Origin of the sequence: Mycobacterium sp. VKM Ac-1816D, assembly GCF_000416385.1 — a bacterium.
In the GTDB taxonomy this organism is placed as follows: domain Bacteria; phylum Actinomycetota; class Actinomycetes; order Mycobacteriales; family Mycobacteriaceae; genus Mycobacterium; species Mycobacterium neoaurum_A.
Genome location: NZ_AOHQ01000131.1, coordinates 117,557 through 137,039 on the forward strand (window position 1 = coordinate 117,557; position 19,483 = coordinate 137,039).

Below are 19,483 nucleotides of genomic sequence, written 5' to 3' on the forward strand. Positions count from 1 at the left end.
CATGATGGCCCTTCTGACGAGAGGGCCTGGATGGTCCCGCTTTCTCGACCATACACGTTGACAAGCACGGGCGATCAGCGTTGACTGGGAATGTGGCCGAGTGAGTTTGGTTGCGCTTTCGCGATTTTCGCGTCGGCCGCAGGGAAGAACGCACATGACGCACATCTCCGAACCGCGCGCTATCGGTGATCACGCAGACACGGGTCCGTTGTCGGCGCACACCAGCCCGCGGACAGCTACGGCCAGAGCCCTCGACACCGATGCCGCCGGTGTCGATCGATCACGCAGCGACTCCTCGGCGGCCGAATCGCGATGGGACTCCGAGGGTGGCCACCTGGCGCGCTGATCGTCAGTCGGCCTGGCGCAGCCGCACCAACCTCGTCGTCGAGCTCTCGTCCAGTTCGACCAGGTCGGTGCGCGAGCGGAGGAAATCGCTGAAGGACTTGAAGCCCAACGACTTTTCGTTGAAAGACGGGTCCATCCGTTTCATCTGCGCTTTGACCGCCGAGTTGTGCAGCCATTCGACGTCATCCTTCTCCGTGCCGATATGCAGCGCGCGAGTGAGCAGTGCAGATGCCAACAGCTGGGGATCGGGCTCGTCGGATCGCTTGGTGCGTCGGGTCGCTTTCTTGGGTTGGTCGCTGGGCTCGAAAACCGGCACCCCGGGCAGTGCGTCGTAGACGACGAACTCATCGCAGGCCGAGGCCAGTGCCTTGCTCGACGACCCGGCGACACCGATACCGACGACATAGCGGCCCAGACGTTTACAGCGCTGGGCCAGCGCGATGTAGTCCGAGTCGCCGGCGACGATGACGACATGGGTCAGGTCGGGAAGCCGGAACATGTCCTCGACGGCGTCGACGGCCAATCGGATGTCGGCACCGTTCTTGCCGTAGGCGGCTGCGGGGAACAATTGCACCAGGTCGACCGCGCGTCCGACCAGCTGCTCACGGTAGCCGGCATTGACGTCTGCCGACCAGTCGGCATACGCCCTGGTGAGGACGAGCGTGCCGAAGGACGATGCGAAATCAAGAATCGCGCCGACATCGACCGTCGCGCGCGCCAAGGCGTCATCGGTGAGCCCCTTTGCTTTGTCCCGCTGGAATGAGTTGCGCCCATTGACTTGGTCGTACCTGGAAATCACGATGTTGTCGAAGTCGAGGTAGACCGCGACACGGGTTGCGGCGGTTTCGGTCATGACTCCAGTCTGACCCATCCGGATGTCGGCATGGCACAGACCTGCCGTGGGGCATAGGCTGAGACCAACGCTCACGAGGTGGCCCCGACCCTGCCGCCGTACCAACGACGGACCGGGATCGACATGGCAGTTTCCGATATTGCGGCATACGCGAACTTGACGAATGAGGACATCGAGGCCATCGGATCCGAGCTGGATCTGATTCGCCAGGACATCGAGGAGTCCCTGGGTGCACGCGACGCCGCGTACATCTATCGGGTCATCAGGTTTCAGCGCACACTGGATATCGCGTCGCGATTGGTGATCGCAGCCAGTCGATCCAGGGTCGGCTGGCTGGTCGGGACAGTCTCACTGGCATATGCCAAATCCGTTGAAAACATGGAGATCGGGCACAACGTGGGGCACGGCCAATGGGATTGGATGAACGATCCCGAGGTCCACTCGACCACGTGGGAATGGGACATGGCCGGTTCGTCCCGGCAGTGGCGTTACTCGCACAATTACCGCCACCACGTCTTCAGCAACGTGCTCGGCGTGGACGACGATCTGGGTTTCGGTGTGCTTCGGGTGACCCGGGACCAGCCTTGGAAGCGTGAGCACCTGTTCCAGCCGTTGCGGAACTTGTTGTTGGCAGTCGTCTTCGAGTGGGGTATCGCTCGGCATGGCCTGCATGCCGAGCGAGACCGTGCCCTCTCCGAGGTCGACAGGCAGGCAGTCACGCGGACGATGCTGACCAAGGCTGGACGTCAGATCACCAAGGACTACCTGGTGTGGCCCGGACTGAGCCTGCACCGCTGGCGGCGGACACTGGCCGCCAACATCACCGCCAACCTGCTACGGAATCTGTGGGCCTATGTGGTGATCTTCTGCGGGCACTTCCCGGACGGCGTCCAGCAGTTCACACCGGAGTCGCTGGACGACGAGAGCAGAGGGCAGTGGTATCTGCGCCAGATGCTCGGAGCCGCCGACTTCACGGCGGGCCCATTGCTTGCCTTCTCAAGTGGAAATCTGTGCTACCAGATCGAGCATCACCTGTTTCCTGATTTGCCGAGCAACCGATACGAGCAGATCAGTCACAGGGTCCGTGCGCTGTGTGAGAAGTACGACCTGGACTATGTCACCGGGTCGCTACCCCGGCAGTACCTGCAAACGGTTCGCACCACCTTGCGCCTCGCACTCCCGGACGGCGGTTTCCGGGCCGTGTTCCGACCATCCGGTTCCGACGATGTCCGTGCACACACGCGGTGATGAATATGCCTGCAGTGCAACGGTATCAGCGAATCACACCTTGAAATGCTCGGTAACCCTGTCCGCTGTCCGCTCGACGGTGTCCTTTCCCTTTTCGATGTGGCCTTCGTCCCGAAGGCGGCGATCACCGGTCAGGCGGCCGACTCCGGTCTTTGAAGCGGCGGACACACTCTTGATCGTTCGTGCGATGGATTCACGGATGCTCATGCTGGAGTTCCTTTCGGTACCGCCGGAACGGCGGAGTGTTCGGTGTGACGGCCATGAGATCGAGATGATCTCGACATTCGCCGGATTCTGGAGCACAGATGTGCACGTACAACCGATCTTGGTATCGGAAATTCTGACGCGACCGCGTGGTGGCGACGCGGCGAGCAATCGCTGCGTGCGTTACTCCAGTGCTGCCCACGCTACACGCCTCGGGGGTCGCGCAGGGTCGACGCGAGGTCGACAGACACCCCGACCGGCTGGTGCACGCGACATCCAGCGGGGGCGTCGGTGATGACGGGCCTTCGCGTGGGCGATGACGACGATGCCGCGACTGCGGATCTGCAGGCCGGTTTGGTCCGCTTGGCGGGTCTGGTGGCGGACACGCTCAGTCTGCAGCAGGTGCTCTCGGAAGTATCGGCGGCGGCAGTGCGCGCGGTACCGGGAGCCGAGGGTGCCGGCTTGGCCATGGTCGGCCCCCCGGATGCCAGGGTCGTGGCGTCAGCATCCAGCGCGTCGTTCGTCGCCGAGCTCGATGCCCTGCAGTACCGGACCCTGTGGGAAGGGCCGGGAGTCACCGCGATGGACGGTCGGCGCTCGGTCTGGTCGAATTCACTGGGCGGAGAACGGTTATGGCCGCATTTCGGTCCGCGCGCAGGGCGGGCAGGTGTGCACAGCGCCCTGGCCATGCCGTTGACCGTGTCCGATCGGATGGTCGGTGCGCTATGCGTTTATGCCAGGGGTAAAGGTGTTTTCGACGATTCCGCTGCCGGTATCGCGAAGTTGTTCAGTGCCCCGGCCGCAGTCGCCGTGCACAACGCCCGCGTTCTGTCGGATGCCCGTGCACTGGCCGGTCAGCTGCGTGCCGCGTTGTCGACCAGGCCGATCATCGACCAGGCCATCGGCATCATCCGATCGCGAACCGGCAGGACTGCGGGCGAGGCATTCGATCAACTGCGAGATCTGAGCCAGTCGGAACAACGCAAACTGTCCGATGTCGCCGAGCGAGTAGTCGAAGAAGCCGTGCGTCGGGTCCGGAACCGCCATTGAGCCGGTCGTCAGGGCGGTGGGGGTGTAGCGTGGGAGTAGTTGGGAACCCAGCCAGTCCGGGATGAGTCGACTGTCCGCCGTCGACGTCACCGAGCAATCGCTTGCGCCGGACATATCGCGCTTCGAACTGTCTGGATCGACGTGAACGCTTTTCCCCATTCCCCGCTGTCATTTGCTTCGGTGCTCGAACCGGCCGGACCGCCAGCCCCAAGTTTCAGCATTCTCAGCACGTACCCACCGACACCGTGCGGCCTGGCGAATTTCAGTGCTGCGCTGGCCGATGGATTGTCGGCCAGCGGTTCTGATGTCCACGTCGTCCGTGTCGCCGATGGCTCCCGGCACGACGCGGGCCGAGTGGTGGGTGAGTTGGTCAACGGGTCGGTGGCTTCGGTTGCGGCGTGTGCGGAAATGCTCAGTGAGGCCGATATCGCGTTGATCCAACACGAGTACGGCATCTTCGGGGGCCCCGATGGTGATGAGGTGCTGGACATTCTCGGTGCATTGACCGTGCCTGCCATCGTGGTTGCCCACACAGTGCCGTCCACACCCACTCGAAACCAGCGCGCAGTACTCGAATCGGTTGTGGCAATGGCTGACAAAGTTGTCGTGATGTCCGATGCCGCCGCGATTCGGTTGCGGACGCACTTCGATGTCGAACGGCGCAAGATCACCACCATCCCGCACGGAGTGCGGCTGCCACGAACCACTCACATCAAGCGGGCCCAGCAACCGACGTTGCTGACCTGGGGTCTGCTCGGACCTGGCAAGGGGGTCGAGCGCGTCATCGATGCGATGGCTTCGTTGCAGCAACTCCCGAGCAATCCGCGCTATCTGATCGCGGGCCGAACACATCCGAAGGTGCTCGCCGCCGAAGGTGAGGCATACCGGCAGGCGCGTGCTGCGCAGGCCGAACGTCTGGGGGTGGCGAGATCGGTGTCCTTCGACGCCAGTTATCGCGATGTGGCGTCGCTGACAGCATTGGCGCAGTCCTCGGCGGTGGTGGTGTTGCCCTATGACTCCACCGAACAGGTCACCTCCGGGGTGCTGGTCGATGCCATCGCCTGTGGTCGACCGATCGTGGCGACAGCGTTCCCGCACGCTGTCGAACTGCTGCGCAGCGGCGCAGGCATCGTGGTCGAGCACGACGACCCAGCAGCGATGACGGCGGCGCTGAGAACTGTTCTGAGCGACCCGAGGGCGGCGGGGGCGATGTCGGCCGAGGCTCGTCGGATGGCACCCGGCATGGCGTGGTCAGTGATCTCGGCGGCGTATAAAGATGTGGCACATCAAATTCTGGCTCGAAAGATCGGTCACGCGCGGTGGATCTGATACCTCGCTTCGATCATCTACTGGCGATCTCCGATCACCACGGCACCTTCGAGCACTGCTGCGGTCCGATACCCCGGCGCGAGCACGGCTATTGCACGGACGACATGGCACGAGTCCTCGTGGTCACCAGCCGTGCGCCGGAGGGCGGGGACGCCACCAGGGATCTGTCCGCGCACGCGCTGCGATTCCTCGACGGTGCGGTGTCCGTAACAGGAGGTTGCCGTAATCGTATGGACCACAAGGGCCGTTGGACCGATACGTTTGCGGAGAAGGACAGCTGGGGTCGCTGCCTGTGGGGCCTCGGGGTGGCGGCCGCTCACAGTTCCGACGCATCGATCCGTCGCCGGTCGACGGTTCAGTTCGAACGCGCCGCGCACGGTCGTTCGGCGTGGCCCCGGGCGATGGCCTTCGCGGTATTGGGTGCGGCCGAGTTGCTCAGTGTGGAACCCGGAAATGCCGCTGCCAGAGCGTTGATCGAAGATTATGTCGTTGGTTTGCCGGCGCCGACCGGTGACCCGTGCTGGCCCTGGCCGGAGCCACGCTTGAGTTATGCGAACGCGGTGCTGGCGGAGGCGATGATCGCCGCCGGCGATGTCCTCGGCGACGGCGGTCTTCGTCGGCGCGGCCTGGACATGCTGGGTTGGCTGATCGAACGTGAGACCTGCGGCGGGCATCTGTCACCCACCCCCGCACACGGTTGGTCACGGGGTGAGCTGCGGCCCGGGTTCGACCAGCAGCCGATCGAGGTGTCCGCACTGGCGGATGCCTGCGTTCGTGCCGCCGAACTTGATGCCGGGGCGATCTGGCCGGATACGCTGCGGGCGGCTGCCGCATGGTTCCAGGGGGACAATGACGCCGGTCTGTTGATGTGGGATCCCCAGACCGGTGGAGGATATGACGGCCTGCACGCTGACGCCGTGAACCTCAATCAGGGTGCGGAGTCGACCCTGGCGTTGTTGTCGACCTTTCAGCAGGCGCGCCGGCGTGCCGGTGTCTCTCGGTGACCGCAGCGGAGCACGTCGTGGCGTCCAAAGGCACGCAACGGTTGGCAGCGGATCCGTCACGAGTGATCACCAGACTGTTCATACCGGGCCGCGAGGGGTTCGAGGACCATGACTCCCGGGCCGGGAATGTGTTGGAGCGGATCCTGGCACTGGACGACGCGCAGGTTCGGGCCACTCTCGACGACGTGTTGGCGCGCTTCGACGGCCGTCATCGCGATCTCATCGTCACCTTCGGTCGGCATGCCCATGAACTCGCCGACCGACTCGATCCGGGGATTGAGCTCAGTGAGGATCGAATGCTGTTGATGGGAGCGACTTTCACCAACGAGATCAGCATCGAGGGTGCCGCACTCTGTAACCCGAGCATGGTTGCGCACCCCGACCAGTCGGAAGTGCCCGCGGGTTGCCTGCGCTTCGTCATGAGTGTGCGCGGCATCGGCGAGGGGCACCGCTCGTCCGTCGGCTTCCGCACCGGCTTCATCGACGGCATGGGTGAGGTGACCGTCGACGACACAGCTCAGGTAGCGACATCCGGCACGGTGATGCCCACAATGCTCGAGGCGGCCTTGTTCAGAAGCGAACTCCATGACGGGCACGTCGATGAGGCGACCGACTACGTCCTACAGGGTCTCGACGCGCGGTTCACCCGAGCCGCGCTCGATGAGCAGTTGGAACGGTTACACCGACACCGAGCGACACGCGCCCACTCGGACGAGACCATCGCGTCGATGCGCGCGATAGCTGACAGGGCATACGCCGTCGAGTTCGCCTCCGCCACAGAGCTTTCCGAACGGGTGCTGTGGCCGGCCACCGACGCCGAATCAGTCGGCATGGAGGACGCGCGATTCGTTCGCTTCGTCGAGGACGACGGATCGGTGGCCTATCACGCCAGTTACACCGCTTACGATGGTGCGCGGATCAGCCAGCAATTGTTGACCACGACGGACTTCCGGTCCTTTGTTTCGACACCGATGGTCGGTGACGCGGCCGCCAACAAGGGCATGGCACTCTTCCCGCGTCGGATCGCGGGCCGGTTCGTCGCGCTGTCGAGATCGGACCGGGAGTCGAACTCCGTCGCGGTCAGCGACGATCTCTCGGTGTGGACGACGGCGACGCCCCTGCAACGACCGTCGGAGCCCTGGGAGATTCTGCAGCTGGGAAACTGTGGCCCTCCGTTGGAGACCTCGGCGGGGTGGCTGGTGCTCACACACGGTGTCGGGCCCATGCGCACTTACCGGATCGGTGCGATTTTGCTGCGGCTGGAGGACCCCACGCAGATGATCGGCCGGCTGCGGTCGCCACTGTTGAGCCCGGGGATCGGCGAGCAGGACGGCTATGTGCCGAACGTCGTGTACTCGTGCGGAGCTCTGCTACATGCGGACACCCTGGTGCTGCCATACGGGATCGGTGATGCCGCGATTGGGTTCGCCTCCGTCCCGCTGCCGCGGCTGTTGGCGGCGCTTGTCGGCTGACGACGGTGCCGTGGTGTCCGCCGATCGGGTGTATCCGATGGGCAAGCCGAAAGCTGCGTCATCTCTCGGTTCGTCTGGGCGAAGCACCATCAGCTCGGGTGTAAAAGTTAGGTCGCCTTACTAGGCCAGCTGAGCGATGGTGTTACGACGAGCTAAGGAAAATCTCGCACGGGATCGTGTCGGCACCTGCCAGTTTCGGTGTGCGCGTACGGATCAGCTACCCCCGAATCGATACCCGAATGACTGTGATTCAACACACCAGGTGGACTACATTGTGATTGCAGTCATAAGAAAGAGGTCGACATGAGTGGTGTTCTCCTGGCAGTCATCATGGTTCTGCTCGGTGCCGGCGCTGTCGGCGCTGTCGTGGCCGCCGCCATCCTTGGCTACGGCACCGCGGCACTGGCCATCGGCATCATCTCCAGCGCAGCCTTCGCTGCGCGGACCGTCTGAGACCGCCTACCGGCGCAACCGCAGCCCCAGGCCCGTCGCCCGGATGGCCTGGCGGGAGATCGCTGCGCGCACCTCGGCTTCCGAGCCCACCACCCGCACCCGGTGCCTGGCCCGGGTGACCGCGGTGTAGAACAACTCCCTGGTCAACAGTCGCGAATCCTCGGCGGGGAGCAGTACCGTCACCTCGTCGGCCTGGCTGCCCTGGGCCTTGTGAATCGTCATGGCGTACATGGTCTCCGCCTCGGACAGCCTCCCCGGCTTGAACGTCTGGCCACCGACGGCCACCCGCAGCCCGGCGGGCGAGGCCACCGTCACCCCGGTGTCCCCGTTGTAGAGCTTGAGCCCATAGTCGTTGGCGGTCACCAGGATCGGCCGCCCGGCGTACCACGTCGACCACAATGGATCACCGGTCGCCTCGGTCAACCAGCGCTGCACCTGCCGGTTCCAGTGCGTCACCCCCACCGGCCCGTGCCGGTGCGCGCACAGCAGCCGATGCTCTTCCAGGGTGGCCTGGGCGGTGTCGATATCTCCCAGGACACACGCCTCGCGGAGCCGAAGCGCCTGCGCTGACAGCACATCCTGCAGCCCATCGGCCGATATCGACCACTCGATATGATCTCCGCCGGCAGTCAGCACGTCCAGCGCGGCATCGGCGTCCCCGGTGCGCACCGCGTCGGCCAGCGTCCCGATCTGCGCCCCGAACCGGTGTGAGGTGCTCAGCGCGGCCACTCGGTCGGTGCCCAAGCCGTCGACCAGATCGGCCAGCACCGCGCCGGCCTCCACCGAGGCCAGCTGATCGGGATCGCCGACGAGCAGCAGCCTGGTCTGTGGCCGCACCGCCTCCAACAGCCGGGCCATCATGGTCAGCGACACCATCGACGTCTCATCGACCACGATCACGTCGTGCGGCAACCGGTTTCCGCGGTGATGGCGAAACCGCGACGAGGTGTCGGGCCGGGCGCCGAGCAGCCGGTGCAGGGTGGTCGCCGTCAGTCCCTGCAGGCGGGTGCGATCCTGCGGGTCGAGGTGCCCGATCTGTTCGGCGACCGCCTCTTGTAACCGGGCCGCCGCCTTGCCGGTCGGCGCGGCCAACGCGATCCGCGGGGCAGGCCGACCGGCCAACGCGGCCTGTTCGGCCAGCAGCGCCAACAGCCTGGCCACCGTGGTGGTCTTGCCGGTGCCCGGCCCACCGGTCAGGACCGTCAGCCCCTGGGTCAGCGCCCGCTGGGCCGCGGCGCGCTGCTCGGCCCACGCGTCGGGGAACAGCCGCAACACATCCGGAAGCTCACCGGCCGGCCGGGTGGACACCAGCGCCAGCACATCGGCGCAGACCTGTTCCTCCTCCAGCCAGTACCTATCGAGGTAGAGCAGGTCCCCGAGCAGCCGCAACACGGGCGGGTCCGCGGCCAACGGGCTGGCCGCGACGGCGGCCAACCACTCCTCGGCCACCAGGCCGGCTTCCGCGGCGGCGGCTCGCAGATCCACGCATACCGAGCCGCCGCGCAGCGCACGCACCGCCAGTCGTACCGCCAGCATCACCTCGGCCGAGGTCTCCCCGGCCAGGGCGGTCAGCCGTTGTGCCACATGTATATCCGCGGCCTCGAATTCGATGGTCACGGTCCCCTCAGCAACTCGGCGATGGCGACGACGAGCGTCGCGGGCGGTTTCCAGCTGAACACACCGGCCGGGTTGCCGTCGGTCACCGGGGTGTGCGGTCCGCACATGCCGCGCACGAACAGATACAGCACGCCGCCCAGGTGGGTATCGGGGTCGTAACCCGGTAGCCGCCAGGACAGGTAGCGGTGCAGCACAACGCTGTACAGCAGGGCCTGCAGCGGATAATCCGAATGAAGCATCGCCTCGGCAAGGCGCTCGGGCCCGTAGTCGGCCGCGGTCAGCTGCTCGTCGCCCACGCCTAGCCAGTTCGTCTTGTAATCCACCACAAGATAACGCCCGTCGATACGCAGCACCGCGTCGATGGACCCGGACAGATACCCGTGCAACGGCTGGGCACCCAGCGATCCCGAGGACAGCCGGTCGACGTAGCGACGCATCGGATCACCCGCGGGCAGATACGTGGCCAGCAGCGCGGCCAGGTCGGTCAGCCGCGCGAACCCGCCGACGGTGCCGTCACCCCCGGCCAGCGGAATCTCGAAGTCCAACTCGCGCAGCCGATCCGCCAATCCGATCTGACGCAGCGTGACACCGGGGGCCAGCGGACCCAGATCGGTATCGTGCAGCGGGACCAGCGCCGCCGCCAGGTCGGCAGCGGGCACCGTCACCGGCCACTGCGGGCTGTGGCGTTCGATATGGCCGAGCAACTCGGCCGCCAGGTCACCTGCGTGCGGGTCGGCGGTCTCCAGGACGGCGTGCACCAGCGATCCGAATGCCGCGCCGACGGGCAGCTGCGCCATCGGGGACGGGACGTCCGCGCCGGTGGCCGGCGCCACCAGGGCCATATCGGCCACCTCGTCGTCGAGTTCGGCGATCTCGGGCTCGCTGGATACCGGCGCCTCCTCGGCAGCACGCAACAGACCCGAGTAGGACGTGCGTCGCCACGACAGGTCGATGGGTCGGTGAAAACGCCGGATGTCGAGGTCGCCCGGTGCGTCGACCCGAGCGGGCGGCGGGACGGCTTCGATCACCGAATCCTCCAACACGGGTCCACCGGCATCGGCCCACTCCTGCAACCTCGCCCTGGCATCGGCATCGGAGAGCCGGTCCGGCGAGCACACGGCAGGCACCTGCGCCTGCCCGGGCCGGCGTCCGCGCAGCAACCGGGAGAGCCCGCCGTTGCGTTCATCCCATGACGGCGCCCACCAGGCCACCACCTGGGAGCAGGCGCGCGTCATCGCCACATAGGTCAGCCGGCTGTCGTTGGCTGCGACCTCGGCCTTGCCCGCGCGCAGGACGTCAGGACCGGCCTCGCCGACATGCAGGCAGCGGATCTCCCCGTCGTGGTAGAGCACCGGGTTCGGTTCGGGTGCATAGCGATTGAAGGCAAACGGCAGATAAACCACCGGGTATTGCAACCCCTTGGACACCCACACCGTCATGATCTGCACCGCCGCGGCATCACTGTCCAGGCGCCGGTTGCGTTCGGTGGCCCCGCCGTCCTCACCGGTCTGGGTGCGCAACCAATCCCGTAGCGCGGGAAGGCCGTAACCCTCCCGGTGTGCAGTCTCCTGCAGCAGCTGCGTCACATGCGCCAGGTCGGTCATCAACCGCTCGCCACCCTGCCAGGACAACACCTGCGTGCCCATCCCGGCCAGCTGGGCCGCCTCGAACACCGCGGCGACCCCGCGCTCGCGGGCGTGCCCGGCCCAGCTGCGCAACTCCTCGGCCACCCGATCGGTCAACGTATCGCCGCCGGCGGCAAGGGTTTCGGCGGTCTCGCGGAAGAACAGCGTCGCCGCCGCGGCCCGCACCAACCCGGAGCGGTGCGGTTGGTCGAACGCCTCCAGCAGGCACAGCCAATCGTGTGCGGCGCGGGAGGCGAACACGTTCGAGTCCCCGGTGTAGACCGCCGGGATCCCGGCCTTGGCCAGCGCCGCATCACAGGCCCGCGCGTCCCGATGGGTTTCGACGATCACCGCGATATCGCGCGCCTGCAGCCGCCGCCCGTCGAAGGTGGCCCCGCTGTTCAACAACGCACCGATATCGGCGGCCAGATCGTCACCGATATGGGTGCGCAACCGGTCCATCGAGATGGTGCGGGTACCGCTCCCGGTGCGTGAGACCACCCGCAACCGGAACGGGTCGTCGCGCGGGGCGCCGGCCAGCCGGGTGCCCCGGTGGTGGGCCTCGACATCGTGCACGACGATCTCGGGACCGCCGAGCTGGGCGCCGCTGAGCACCACCTGCAACCGCTCGACCAGATCGGCATCGCTGCGCCAGTTGGTGCCCAGGGTCTGCTTGTCGCCCGCGGTCTGCGCGGCACGCAGGTAGGTGTCGATATCGCCGCCGCGGAAACCGTAGATGGCCTGCTTCGGGTCGCCGATGAGCACCAGGGTGGACTGCCCGGCGAAGGCCCGCTCCAGGACCTGCCACTGCACCGGGTCGGTGTCCTGGAACTCGTCGACCATCACCACCGGCCAGCGCTGCGGCATCTGCACCCTGGCCGCGGAATCCGGGTCGTCCAGCGCATCGGCCAACCGGGTCAACAGATCGTCGTAACCCAGAATTCCGTTGCGCCGCTTACGGATCTCCAACTCGGCCAACACGTCCCTGGCGAACGCCAGCGCGACGGCGGTGCCGGAATCGGGATCGGGATCGGACGGCCGCAGTTCCGCGGCGGGGTTGCGGACCACCTGTTTGGCCAGTTGCCGGGCGTCGCGATAGGTCAGCGCGGGGTGGTCGCCGTCCTGGCCGAACCGGGCCAGGTAGTGATCGTCGACGATCTCGGACACCAGCTCGTCGAGGTTCTCCACCAGGGTCAGACCGCTGTCGCTGTCGCCGGCCACGCCGAGCGATCTCAGCACGATGCTGCAGAACTGGTGGGTGGTCGCGATGGTCGCCGCGTCGAAACCGGCGAGGGCATCGCGCAGTCGCTGATGCCGGGCGTGGCGATCGTCGGCGATCAGATGCCGCAGCAGATCATTGGTGGCCAGGCCCGGATCCTCGAACGCCGCGATGGCTTCGACGATCTGGCCGCGTACCCGTTCGCGCAGTTCCTGGCTGGCGGCGCGGCCGAAGGTGATCAGCAGCATCTGGTCCAACCCGGCCCGATCCTCGGCGACCATCCTGGTGACCAGACCGGCGAGCGCGAACGTCTTTCCGGTACCCGCACTGGCCTCCAGCACCGTGGTGCTGCCCGGCGCAGGCAGCGGCCCGGTCAGGTCGAAAGTCTTCACCGCGCCGCCTCCTCGGCATCCAGCAGCGGTGGCCACAGCCGGGCTGCGTACTCGGGCAAACCGTCGAGATCCTCCAGCGCCGCATCGCGGCCCCAGACCCGTTCGATGGCCGGGTCGTCGCGCTCGTTGCGCCACCGGTAGGAGGCGGGCTGGTGCGGATCATCGCCGACGTGGCGGGCCTCGGCCCAGGCATGGCTGGTCTTGATGGGCAGCGGGAGCGGGCGACGCCGGCCCTCGTCGTACATCGACACCAGATCGCGCAGCAGATCCGTGGCGTCCTGCGGTGCGCCCAAACCCGTGACCCGGGGTTGCACGCCGCGCGGTGGGCGTCCGATGCAGACCGCCGACCAGTGTGCGCCGCGCGCAGCGGTCAAGGCCAGCAACGGAATCCAGGCCGCCAGCAGGTGTTGCCCGCCGAGCTTGGAGTAGGTGACGCTGACCAGGCGGTCGCCGAAGACCAGCGGTACCGTGCCGGTGAGGCGTCGGCCCGTCCCCAGGTCGATGTCGACGTCGAAGGCCTGACCGTCGCCGCCGCGGTAGCGCAGCGCCTCGGCGGCCAGCAAGGCGGCCTGATCGCGTAGTGCGATGGCGCGCCGCCAGCCGAGCTTGCCGGGCGGCAGTGTGCCCCGGCGCCATTCGGCCTGCTGGGCATCCTGGGGTGTCATACCGCGCATGATGTCGCCCAGCATGCGGTCACCGACCGTCCACTCCGCAAGGGCGTCGATCTCGACCGGCATGACATCGGAGACGCCGTCGACATCCCAGGGCAGCGTGTAGTCCAGGGCGCGGAAGAACCCCTTCACCGGATTCTTGAAGAAGGCGATCAGATCGGCCAGCGACACGTCGCCGGTGGCCGTGTCGGGCAGTGGACCGGACACGAAACTCGGCTGCGCGCTGCGCCGGCCGGCCATCGCCTCGGCGGTGTCGAGGACCGTGCGATCGAAGCTGAACGGCCGGTCCGGGATCAGGCGGCCCGGCCGGACGTTCTCGATATCGAAGGGCTGCAAGGGGTGGCGGGGCACCGCGGTGTCGGGGTGCTCGGCCGATTCGGCGGTGCCGCGCACGGCGTCGAGCAGTTCGGCGATCGGAACCGCGGGCGGGCGGGGCTGCCCGGTGTACTCGTTGGCGCCGGTGTAGGTGATCACCAGGGTCTCGGTGGCCGCGCCTATCGCGTCCAGCAGGAGCTGTCGGTCTTCGGAGCGGGTGTCGCGTTCGCCGGTGTGCGGGTCGCGGGCCAGGATGTCGTCACCGTCGACGACGCCCCGGCGGGGGAACACGCCGTCGTCGAGTCCGACCAGGCACACCACCCGATGCGGAACCGAACGCATCGGCACCATGGTGCACACCGTGAGCGTGCCCGTCCGGAAGTTTGCGCGGGTGGGGCGGCCGGCCAGGTTGCGGTCGAGGAGCGCTCGAATATCACTGAGCCGCAATGCAACCGTGGAACCTGCCGCGTTCTCCGCGATACCGGCGAACTCGCGGTGCACCTGGGCCGCCGGCCAGTCCTCCTCGGTGAGGGCCAGGGATTCGATCGCCTCGGTGAGGGTCTGCAGCCAAGCGTCCAACGGCCGGCTGCCCGTCATGGCGCGCACCGCGTCGGTGAGCCGTTCGACGAAGTCGGCGAATCGCCCGGCGAGCTCGACCCGGTTGCTGCTGACATCGTCCAACGGCAGTGTGGTGCCCAGCCAGGCGTGCGAGTCATCCGACATCGCGACACCGGCCAGAATGCGATCCAGCCCGAATCGCCATGTGTTGTGCAGGTATTCGACCCCGTAGGGCCGGCGGTGGTGCTGGTCGAAACCCCAGCGGATGTTCGCCTCCCGCACCCAGGCGGTGATGGTGTCCAGATCGTCATCGGTGAAACCGAAGCGCATCCGCACCGGTGCCGCACCGGCGAGGTTCAGCACCTCGCTGGCCTGGGCGCGTCCACCGGCGAGCGTGAGAAGTTGACCGGCCACGCTCAGTAGCGGGTTGGTCTGCACCAGCGCGCGGTCGGCGAGGCGGACGCGCAACCGGTGGGCCGGGTGCGCGTCGTGCACGACGTCACCGAGGCCGAATCCGGCGGTGATCAGCGGGGCGTAGGTCTCGATGTCCGGGCACATCACCAGGATGTCGCGTGGCTCCAGGGTGGGGTCGTCGGCGAGCAGACCCAGCAGGACCTCACGCAGGACGTCGACCTGGCGGGCCGCGCCGTGGCAGGCGTGGACCTGGACGGAGCGGTCCGCGCGCACGTGCCGCCGGCCCGCCGGGCGCACCGCGTCGGCGGCGATATCGGACTGCAGCCAGCCCAACATGGTGTCGGGATAGCTTGTCGCGGGCAGGTATTCGTCGGTGTCCGGGACGGGCAGGCCGCGTTGCAGCTCACGGAGGTCACGGCCGAGGGTGGCCAGCAGCGGATGTCCGACGGTGCGATGGTCGGTGTCCTCGCGGCGCGGGATGCTGCCTCGCCGGCCGGCCAATGCCCGCCACAACGGGTCGCTGGGATGGGGCAGCCACAGGTGCAGGTCGTGCTGCGCGGAGACCGCCTGCAGTAATTCGATCTCGGTGGCCGGGATGCGGGTGTGCCCGAAGAGCGACAATCGCGGCGGCAGCGCGCTCGGCGCGGTGCGCAACTTCTCGACCGCGTCGCAGTGTGCGATATGCGGCGGGTCGGCGTCGATGCGCGCGATCAGCCGCTCCCACAGTGGGCGCTGCCAGGCCAGATCGGCGGGCATGTCACCCCAGTCGATCAACAGGCCGGGGCGTTGGCGTGCGTAAGAGGAGAACAACCCGGCCAGCCGACGCGCGACCGCGTAGCGGCGGCCCAGCCGCAGCTCGCGTTCCTCGCCGTCGGCGAAATGGCCGAGGTGGTTGGCCAGCGTCCTACACCAGGGCTCGTCCAGGCAGTCGTCGATCACCGCCAGCAGCGGCCACACCATGGCATCGGGGGCCCACGGATCGCCTGCGTCGATGCCGGTCAGTTCGGCCAGCAGGGAGCGTGGATTGCGGAACTCGATGCCCGCGCACACCCCGAGCCGATTGGCCAGCCGCTGACCGAGCCAGCGCTCGACACCCTTGGCGGGCACCAGCACCAGTTCGGTGGCGAACGGATCGGCCATCGGCTCGGCGAGCATCGCTGCCAGGCCATCGGCGAGCACATCGGTGCGCTCGGCACGGTGCAGGTGCAAGGCCATCGCCGCCAAGCGTAACGGGCTGGGCACAAAGCAGGACATGACAGGTGAAGGTCGGGAAAACACCCGCGCGGTCGGTCTAGGCTGCCGGGGACGACGACGCGTGCCACGGCACGACGACAGAGGGAGTTGGCGTTGATCAGGACACTTGCAGTCAGCGGAGCTGCGGTCCTTGCGCTGTCGGTGGCGGGCGCCCCGACAGCTTCGGCTGCGACGGCATGGACGATGCCCAACTTGCGGGGGCTGAGCCTGGCCGATGCGCAGACGCTGTACGACACGACGGTCAAGGATGCCGGCGGTCCGCAGCTGGAGGTCATCAACGCTTACGTGGAGAGCTGGACCATCCGGGCTCCGAGCATGTGGGATGTCTGCAAGCAGCAGCCGGCGGCAGGCAAGACCCTCAGCGCCAAGACGTGGACCGCGATCGCGGTCAACAAGCGCGGCGACTGCTAGTAGGTAGGGCGGGCCGGCGCACCCGGGAGCGGACCGCCAGCAGCGCGCATGCGATGACCGCGGTGCCGCCGATGACCGTGGCCGCGGTGATGGGCTCGTGCAGCAGTAACGCGGCCCACCCGATGCTCAGGATCGGCTGTGCCAGTTGGATCTGGCTGACCTGTGCCAGCGGACCGATCGCGAGGCCGCGGTACCAGGCGACGAAGCCGAGGAACATGCTCACCACGCACAGGTAGGCAAAGCTCGCCCACTCGGTCAGCGTGCCCGCGGGCGGTTGCGACACCATCGCGTACGACGCGAGGGCCGCCATGATCGGGGCGGCGGCCACCAGCGCCCATGAGATCGTCTGCCACGCGCCGAGGCTCCTGGCCAGCACGCCGCCCTCGGCATAGGCGATGGCACAGACCAGCACGGCCGCGAACAGCAGCCCGTCGGCCGGTTGCAGACGTCCCACGCCGCCCGCATGCACGGCCGCGAAGGCGACGGCGGCGATTGCCCCGGCTACGGCGGCGCACCAGAACGTCACGGCCGGGCGTTCCCCGGTGCGCAGCACGGAGACGACGGCCGTGGTCGCGGGCAGCAGTGCGATGACGACCGCGCCATGGCTCGCGTGGGTCTGTGTGAGCGCGAATGACGTCAGGACGGGAAAACCCAGCACGGCGCCCGCCGCGACGATGCCGACGCTGATCCACTGGCCTCCGGTGGGCCGGTGCGAGCGGGTGACCAGCAATGCCAGCGCCGCGATCGCGGCGGCGACGACCGCACGTGCGCTACCGACGAAAAGCGCCGACAGGTGGCCCGCCGCGACCGCGATGCGGGTCAGCGGGACGGTCAACGAGAACGCCAGGACACCGGCACATCCCCAGGCGAGTCCCGTACGCGAGTGCGATAGCGGGGAGGGGCGAGGCGCAGTAGCGCTACTCTGATCCTTCATGGTCGACAGTAGCAGTGCGCGCATCGAGCGGGAACTCCAACGGTGGGTGGCCTCGGCTTCCCCAGGTGAGCGTCTGCCGTCGACGCGGCAGCTGACCGCCCGGTACGGGGCTAGCCCGGTCACCGTCCAGTCGGCACTGCGATCGCTGGCCGCACGTGGGCTCGTCGAGACCCGACCGGGCGTCGGCGCTTTCGTCAGCGCGGCCCGATCCGTCGGACCGCGCGATTACTCGTGGCAGACCGGCGTTCTGCGATCGGGTACCACCGCCGCCCAGACACCGGCGGCACTGCGTTCGGCTCGCGCCGGCGCGATCGCGCTGCACTCGGGATACCCCGATCGCGAGCTGTTGCCCGAACGGCTCGTCCGCACGGCGCTCACGCGGGCAGCGCGCAGCGACGCGGCCCTGGGGCGACCCGAACCCGAAGGCATGGCGAGTCTGCGCACCTGGTTCGCCGCCGAGCTCGCGTCGCAGACGCCCGCCCATCTCACCGCCCCGGCCATGCGCGACGTGATCGTGCTTCCCGGCAGCCAGCTCGGACTCGGCGCGCTGTTCCGCAGCATCGCCGGGCCAGGCGGCGCACTGCTGATCGAGTCACCGACCTACTGGGGTGCGATCATCGCCGCGCGGCAGGTCGGCGTGACATTGGTTCCGGTCCCCGCCGGGCCGCAGGGCCCCGATCTGGATGCCTTGGAACGGGCCTTCGCCGAGACCGGGGCCCGTGCTTTCTATGCGCAACCGAACTACGCGAATCCGACTGGTGCACAGTGGAATCCGTCGACCGGATCGGATGTTCTGGAAATCGTCCGACGGCACCGCGCCTTCCTTATCGAGGATGACTGGGCGCACGATTTCGGGATCGACACCGACGCGACCGCGTTGGCGGCCCGAGATGACAGCGGCCACGTGGTCTACCTACGGTCCCTGACCAAGAGCATCTCGCCGGGCATCCGGGTTGCCGCGGTCATCGCGCGTGGCCCGCTGCACACCCGCCTGCTCGGCGAGCTACAAGCGCAATCGATGTATGTCAGTGGGCTGCTGCAGGCGGCCGCCTTCGATATCGTCACCCAGCCGGGGTGGCAGACGCACCGCCGCGCGCTGCGCAAGATGCTGCGCGCCCGACGTGATCTGCTCGTCGACGCGGTCACCACCCACGTCCCCGACGCGACGATCTCGGCGGTACCGCCCGGCGGGCTGAACCTCTGGGTGCGACTGCCCGACGGGGTCGACCTCGATCGGTTCGTCAAAGACACCGAATCGCGAGGTCTGGTCATCGCCGGTGGGGACCAATGGTTTCCGGCCGAGCCGACCGGGCGCTACCTGCGCCTGAACTTCGCGGGCCCGGACCCGGCGGCCTACGACGACGCCGCCGTCATCCTCGCCGAATCACTGGCCGCGCAGCGCTAGCTGACCGACTTCTTGTACTCCTCGGCCAGCCCGTCGATACCGGCCTGGATCGCGTCGATCCCGATCTGGCGGGCCTTGACCTTGCTGGCCAGGTGGGCCTTCAGGTTCAGGGTGGCGGCGTACTCGGCGCCGATCTCCTGGGCGCGACCCAGCACGGCCTCGTGCTCGACGATCTCGTCGGCCCAGCCGGCGTCGATCGCCGCGTCGCCGGCGAACACCGCGGCCACCGATACCGCCCGCGAATAGGCCGGCGGAGTCAGCCGCATCCGCATGATCTCCAGGGCGGCCTGGGGGATGACCATGCCGATGGCCACCTCGTTGGCCTGGAAGCGCGACTTCACCGATCCGACCCGGTGGTCGCCGGTCAGCATCAGGAACGATCCCATGGCGATCGCGGGCCCGGTCGAGGCCATCACCACCGGGGCCGGGAAGGTCAGCACCCGCAACGCCAGTTCGAATCCGCCGCGCAGCATGCCGTACCCGGCGTCGGCATCGCCGGAGGCGAAAACGCTGAGTTCGAAACCGGCGCTGAACACCCGCCCGTTACCCGCCAGCACCACGGCCTTGACGGTTCCGGCGGCGACATCGGCGGCCGCCTGATCGAACGCGGTGTTGATGGCGGCCTGCATCGCCGGTGAGAGCGCATTGACCTTGCCGTCGTCCAGGGTGATGGTGGCGACGGCTTCGTGCACGGCATAGGTGGCGGTCAT

16 protein-coding genes are annotated in these 19,483 nt (G+C 67.6%); 9 read left to right on the forward strand and 7 right to left on the reverse strand.

Translation table 11 applies throughout. The features are described from left to right. Window positions 1-154 precede the first annotated feature (154 nt). A complete protein-coding gene (locus G154_RS10375) occupies window positions 155-346 on the forward strand; it encodes a hypothetical protein (protein ID WP_019513942.1) in 192 nt (63 codons plus the stop codon). A 3-nt stretch (window positions 347-349) separates the two neighbouring features. Here G154_RS10375 and G154_RS10380 read toward each other — a convergent pair whose 3' ends face one another. Continuing rightward, entirely contained in the window at window positions 350-1,198 is an 849-nt protein-coding gene (locus G154_RS10380) for an NYN domain-containing protein (RefSeq protein WP_019513943.1), read from the reverse strand. 123 nt (window positions 1,199-1,321) lie between these two features. Here G154_RS10380 and G154_RS10385 point away from each other — a divergent pair, with 123 nt between their 5' ends. Then, window positions 1,322-2,446 (forward strand): acyl-CoA desaturase, encoded by a 1,125-nt coding sequence (locus G154_RS10385; RefSeq protein ID WP_019513944.1) that lies wholly within the window; start codon window positions 1,322-1,324, stop codon window positions 2,444-2,446. Between the two features lie 33 nt (window positions 2,447-2,479). On the opposite strand, the gene G154_RS26405 is transcribed toward G154_RS10385, so the two are convergent. Continuing rightward, window positions 2,480-2,653: a hypothetical protein gene (locus G154_RS26405; RefSeq protein WP_155944845.1), complete on the reverse strand. Its 174-nt coding sequence runs from the start codon at window positions 2,651-2,653 to the stop codon at window positions 2,480-2,482. A gap of 291 nt (window positions 2,654-2,944) precedes the next feature. Between G154_RS26405 and G154_RS10395 the strand changes: the two genes are divergently transcribed. The 5 genes from G154_RS10395 (at window position 2,945) to G154_RS26795 (ending at window position 7,958) form a co-directional block, all read left to right on the forward strand. After that, entirely contained in the window at window positions 2,945-3,700 is a 756-nt protein-coding gene (locus tag G154_RS10395; RefSeq protein WP_031601330.1) for a GAF and ANTAR domain-containing protein, read from the forward strand. Window positions 3,701-3,880: 180 nt separating this feature from the next. Beyond that, a complete protein-coding gene (locus G154_RS10400; protein WP_237742504.1) occupies window positions 3,881-5,029 on the forward strand; it encodes a glycosyltransferase in 1,149 nt (382 codons plus the stop codon). Continuing rightward, window positions 5,020-6,033 carry a hypothetical protein gene (locus G154_RS10405; RefSeq protein ID WP_019513948.1) on the forward strand — a complete coding sequence of 338 codons (1,014 nt, stop codon included), beginning with the start codon at window positions 5,020-5,022 and terminating at the stop codon, window positions 6,031-6,033. Before G154_RS10400 ends, G154_RS10405 begins: the two co-directional genes overlap by 10 nt. Then, window positions 6,030-7,505, forward strand: coding sequence for a glycoside hydrolase family 130 protein (locus G154_RS10410; RefSeq protein ID WP_023985307.1), 1,476 nt, complete (start codon window positions 6,030-6,032; stop codon window positions 7,503-7,505). Before G154_RS10405 ends, G154_RS10410 begins: the two co-directional genes overlap by 4 nt. 303 nt (window positions 7,506-7,808) lie before the next feature. Next, window positions 7,809-7,958, forward strand: a complete 150-nt coding sequence (locus G154_RS26795; protein WP_019513950.1) for a hypothetical protein — start codon at window positions 7,809-7,811, stop codon at window positions 7,956-7,958. A 6-nt stretch (window positions 7,959-7,964) separates the two neighbouring features. Here the strand turns inward: G154_RS26795 and recD are convergent, their stop codons facing one another. Genes recD through recC form a run of 3 tightly spaced genes read right to left on the reverse strand, consistent with a single transcriptional unit; the run spans window position 7,965 to window position 15,984 of the window. After that, window positions 7,965-9,575 (reverse strand): exodeoxyribonuclease V subunit alpha, encoded by a 1,611-nt coding sequence (recD, locus tag G154_RS10415; RefSeq protein ID WP_019513951.1) that lies wholly within the window; start codon window positions 9,573-9,575, stop codon window positions 7,965-7,967. Next, window positions 9,572-12,811: an exodeoxyribonuclease V subunit beta gene (gene recB / locus G154_RS10420; protein ID WP_019513952.1), complete on the reverse strand. Its 3,240-nt coding sequence runs from the start codon at window positions 12,809-12,811 to the stop codon at window positions 9,572-9,574. Before recB ends, recD begins: the two co-directional genes overlap by 4 nt. After that, on the reverse strand, window positions 12,808-15,984 hold the full coding sequence (gene recC, locus G154_RS10425; RefSeq protein ID WP_019513953.1) for an exodeoxyribonuclease V subunit gamma: 3,177 nt from the start codon (window positions 15,982-15,984) through the stop codon (window positions 12,808-12,810). The genes recB and recC overlap by 4 nt, the downstream gene beginning before the upstream one ends. A gap of 132 nt (window positions 15,985-16,116) precedes the next feature. Between recC and G154_RS10430 the strand changes: the two genes are divergently transcribed. Continuing rightward, on the forward strand, window positions 16,117-16,434 hold the full coding sequence (locus tag G154_RS10430; protein ID WP_165589061.1) for a hypothetical protein: 318 nt from the start codon (window positions 16,117-16,119) through the stop codon (window positions 16,432-16,434). On the opposite strand, the gene G154_RS10435 is transcribed toward G154_RS10430, so the two are convergent. Beyond that, window positions 16,412-17,392, reverse strand: coding sequence for a DMT family transporter (locus tag G154_RS10435; protein WP_312035657.1), 981 nt, complete (start codon window positions 17,390-17,392; stop codon window positions 16,412-16,414). The two genes, G154_RS10430 and G154_RS10435, sit on opposite strands and share 23 nt — an antisense overlap. Here G154_RS10435 and G154_RS10440 point away from each other — a divergent pair. Beyond that, the gene (locus G154_RS10440) at window positions 17,367-18,773 is read left to right on the forward strand and encodes a PLP-dependent aminotransferase family protein (RefSeq protein ID WP_019513956.1); all 1,407 of its coding nucleotides are present in this window, start codon (window positions 17,367-17,369) and stop codon (window positions 18,771-18,773) included. The two genes, G154_RS10435 and G154_RS10440, sit on opposite strands and share 26 nt — an antisense overlap. Here G154_RS10440 and G154_RS10445 read toward each other — a convergent pair. Then, window positions 18,770-19,483 (reverse strand): crotonase/enoyl-CoA hydratase family protein, encoded by a 714-nt coding sequence (locus G154_RS10445; protein WP_019513957.1) that lies wholly within the window; start codon window positions 19,481-19,483, stop codon window positions 18,770-18,772. The two genes, G154_RS10440 and G154_RS10445, sit on opposite strands and share 4 nt — an antisense overlap.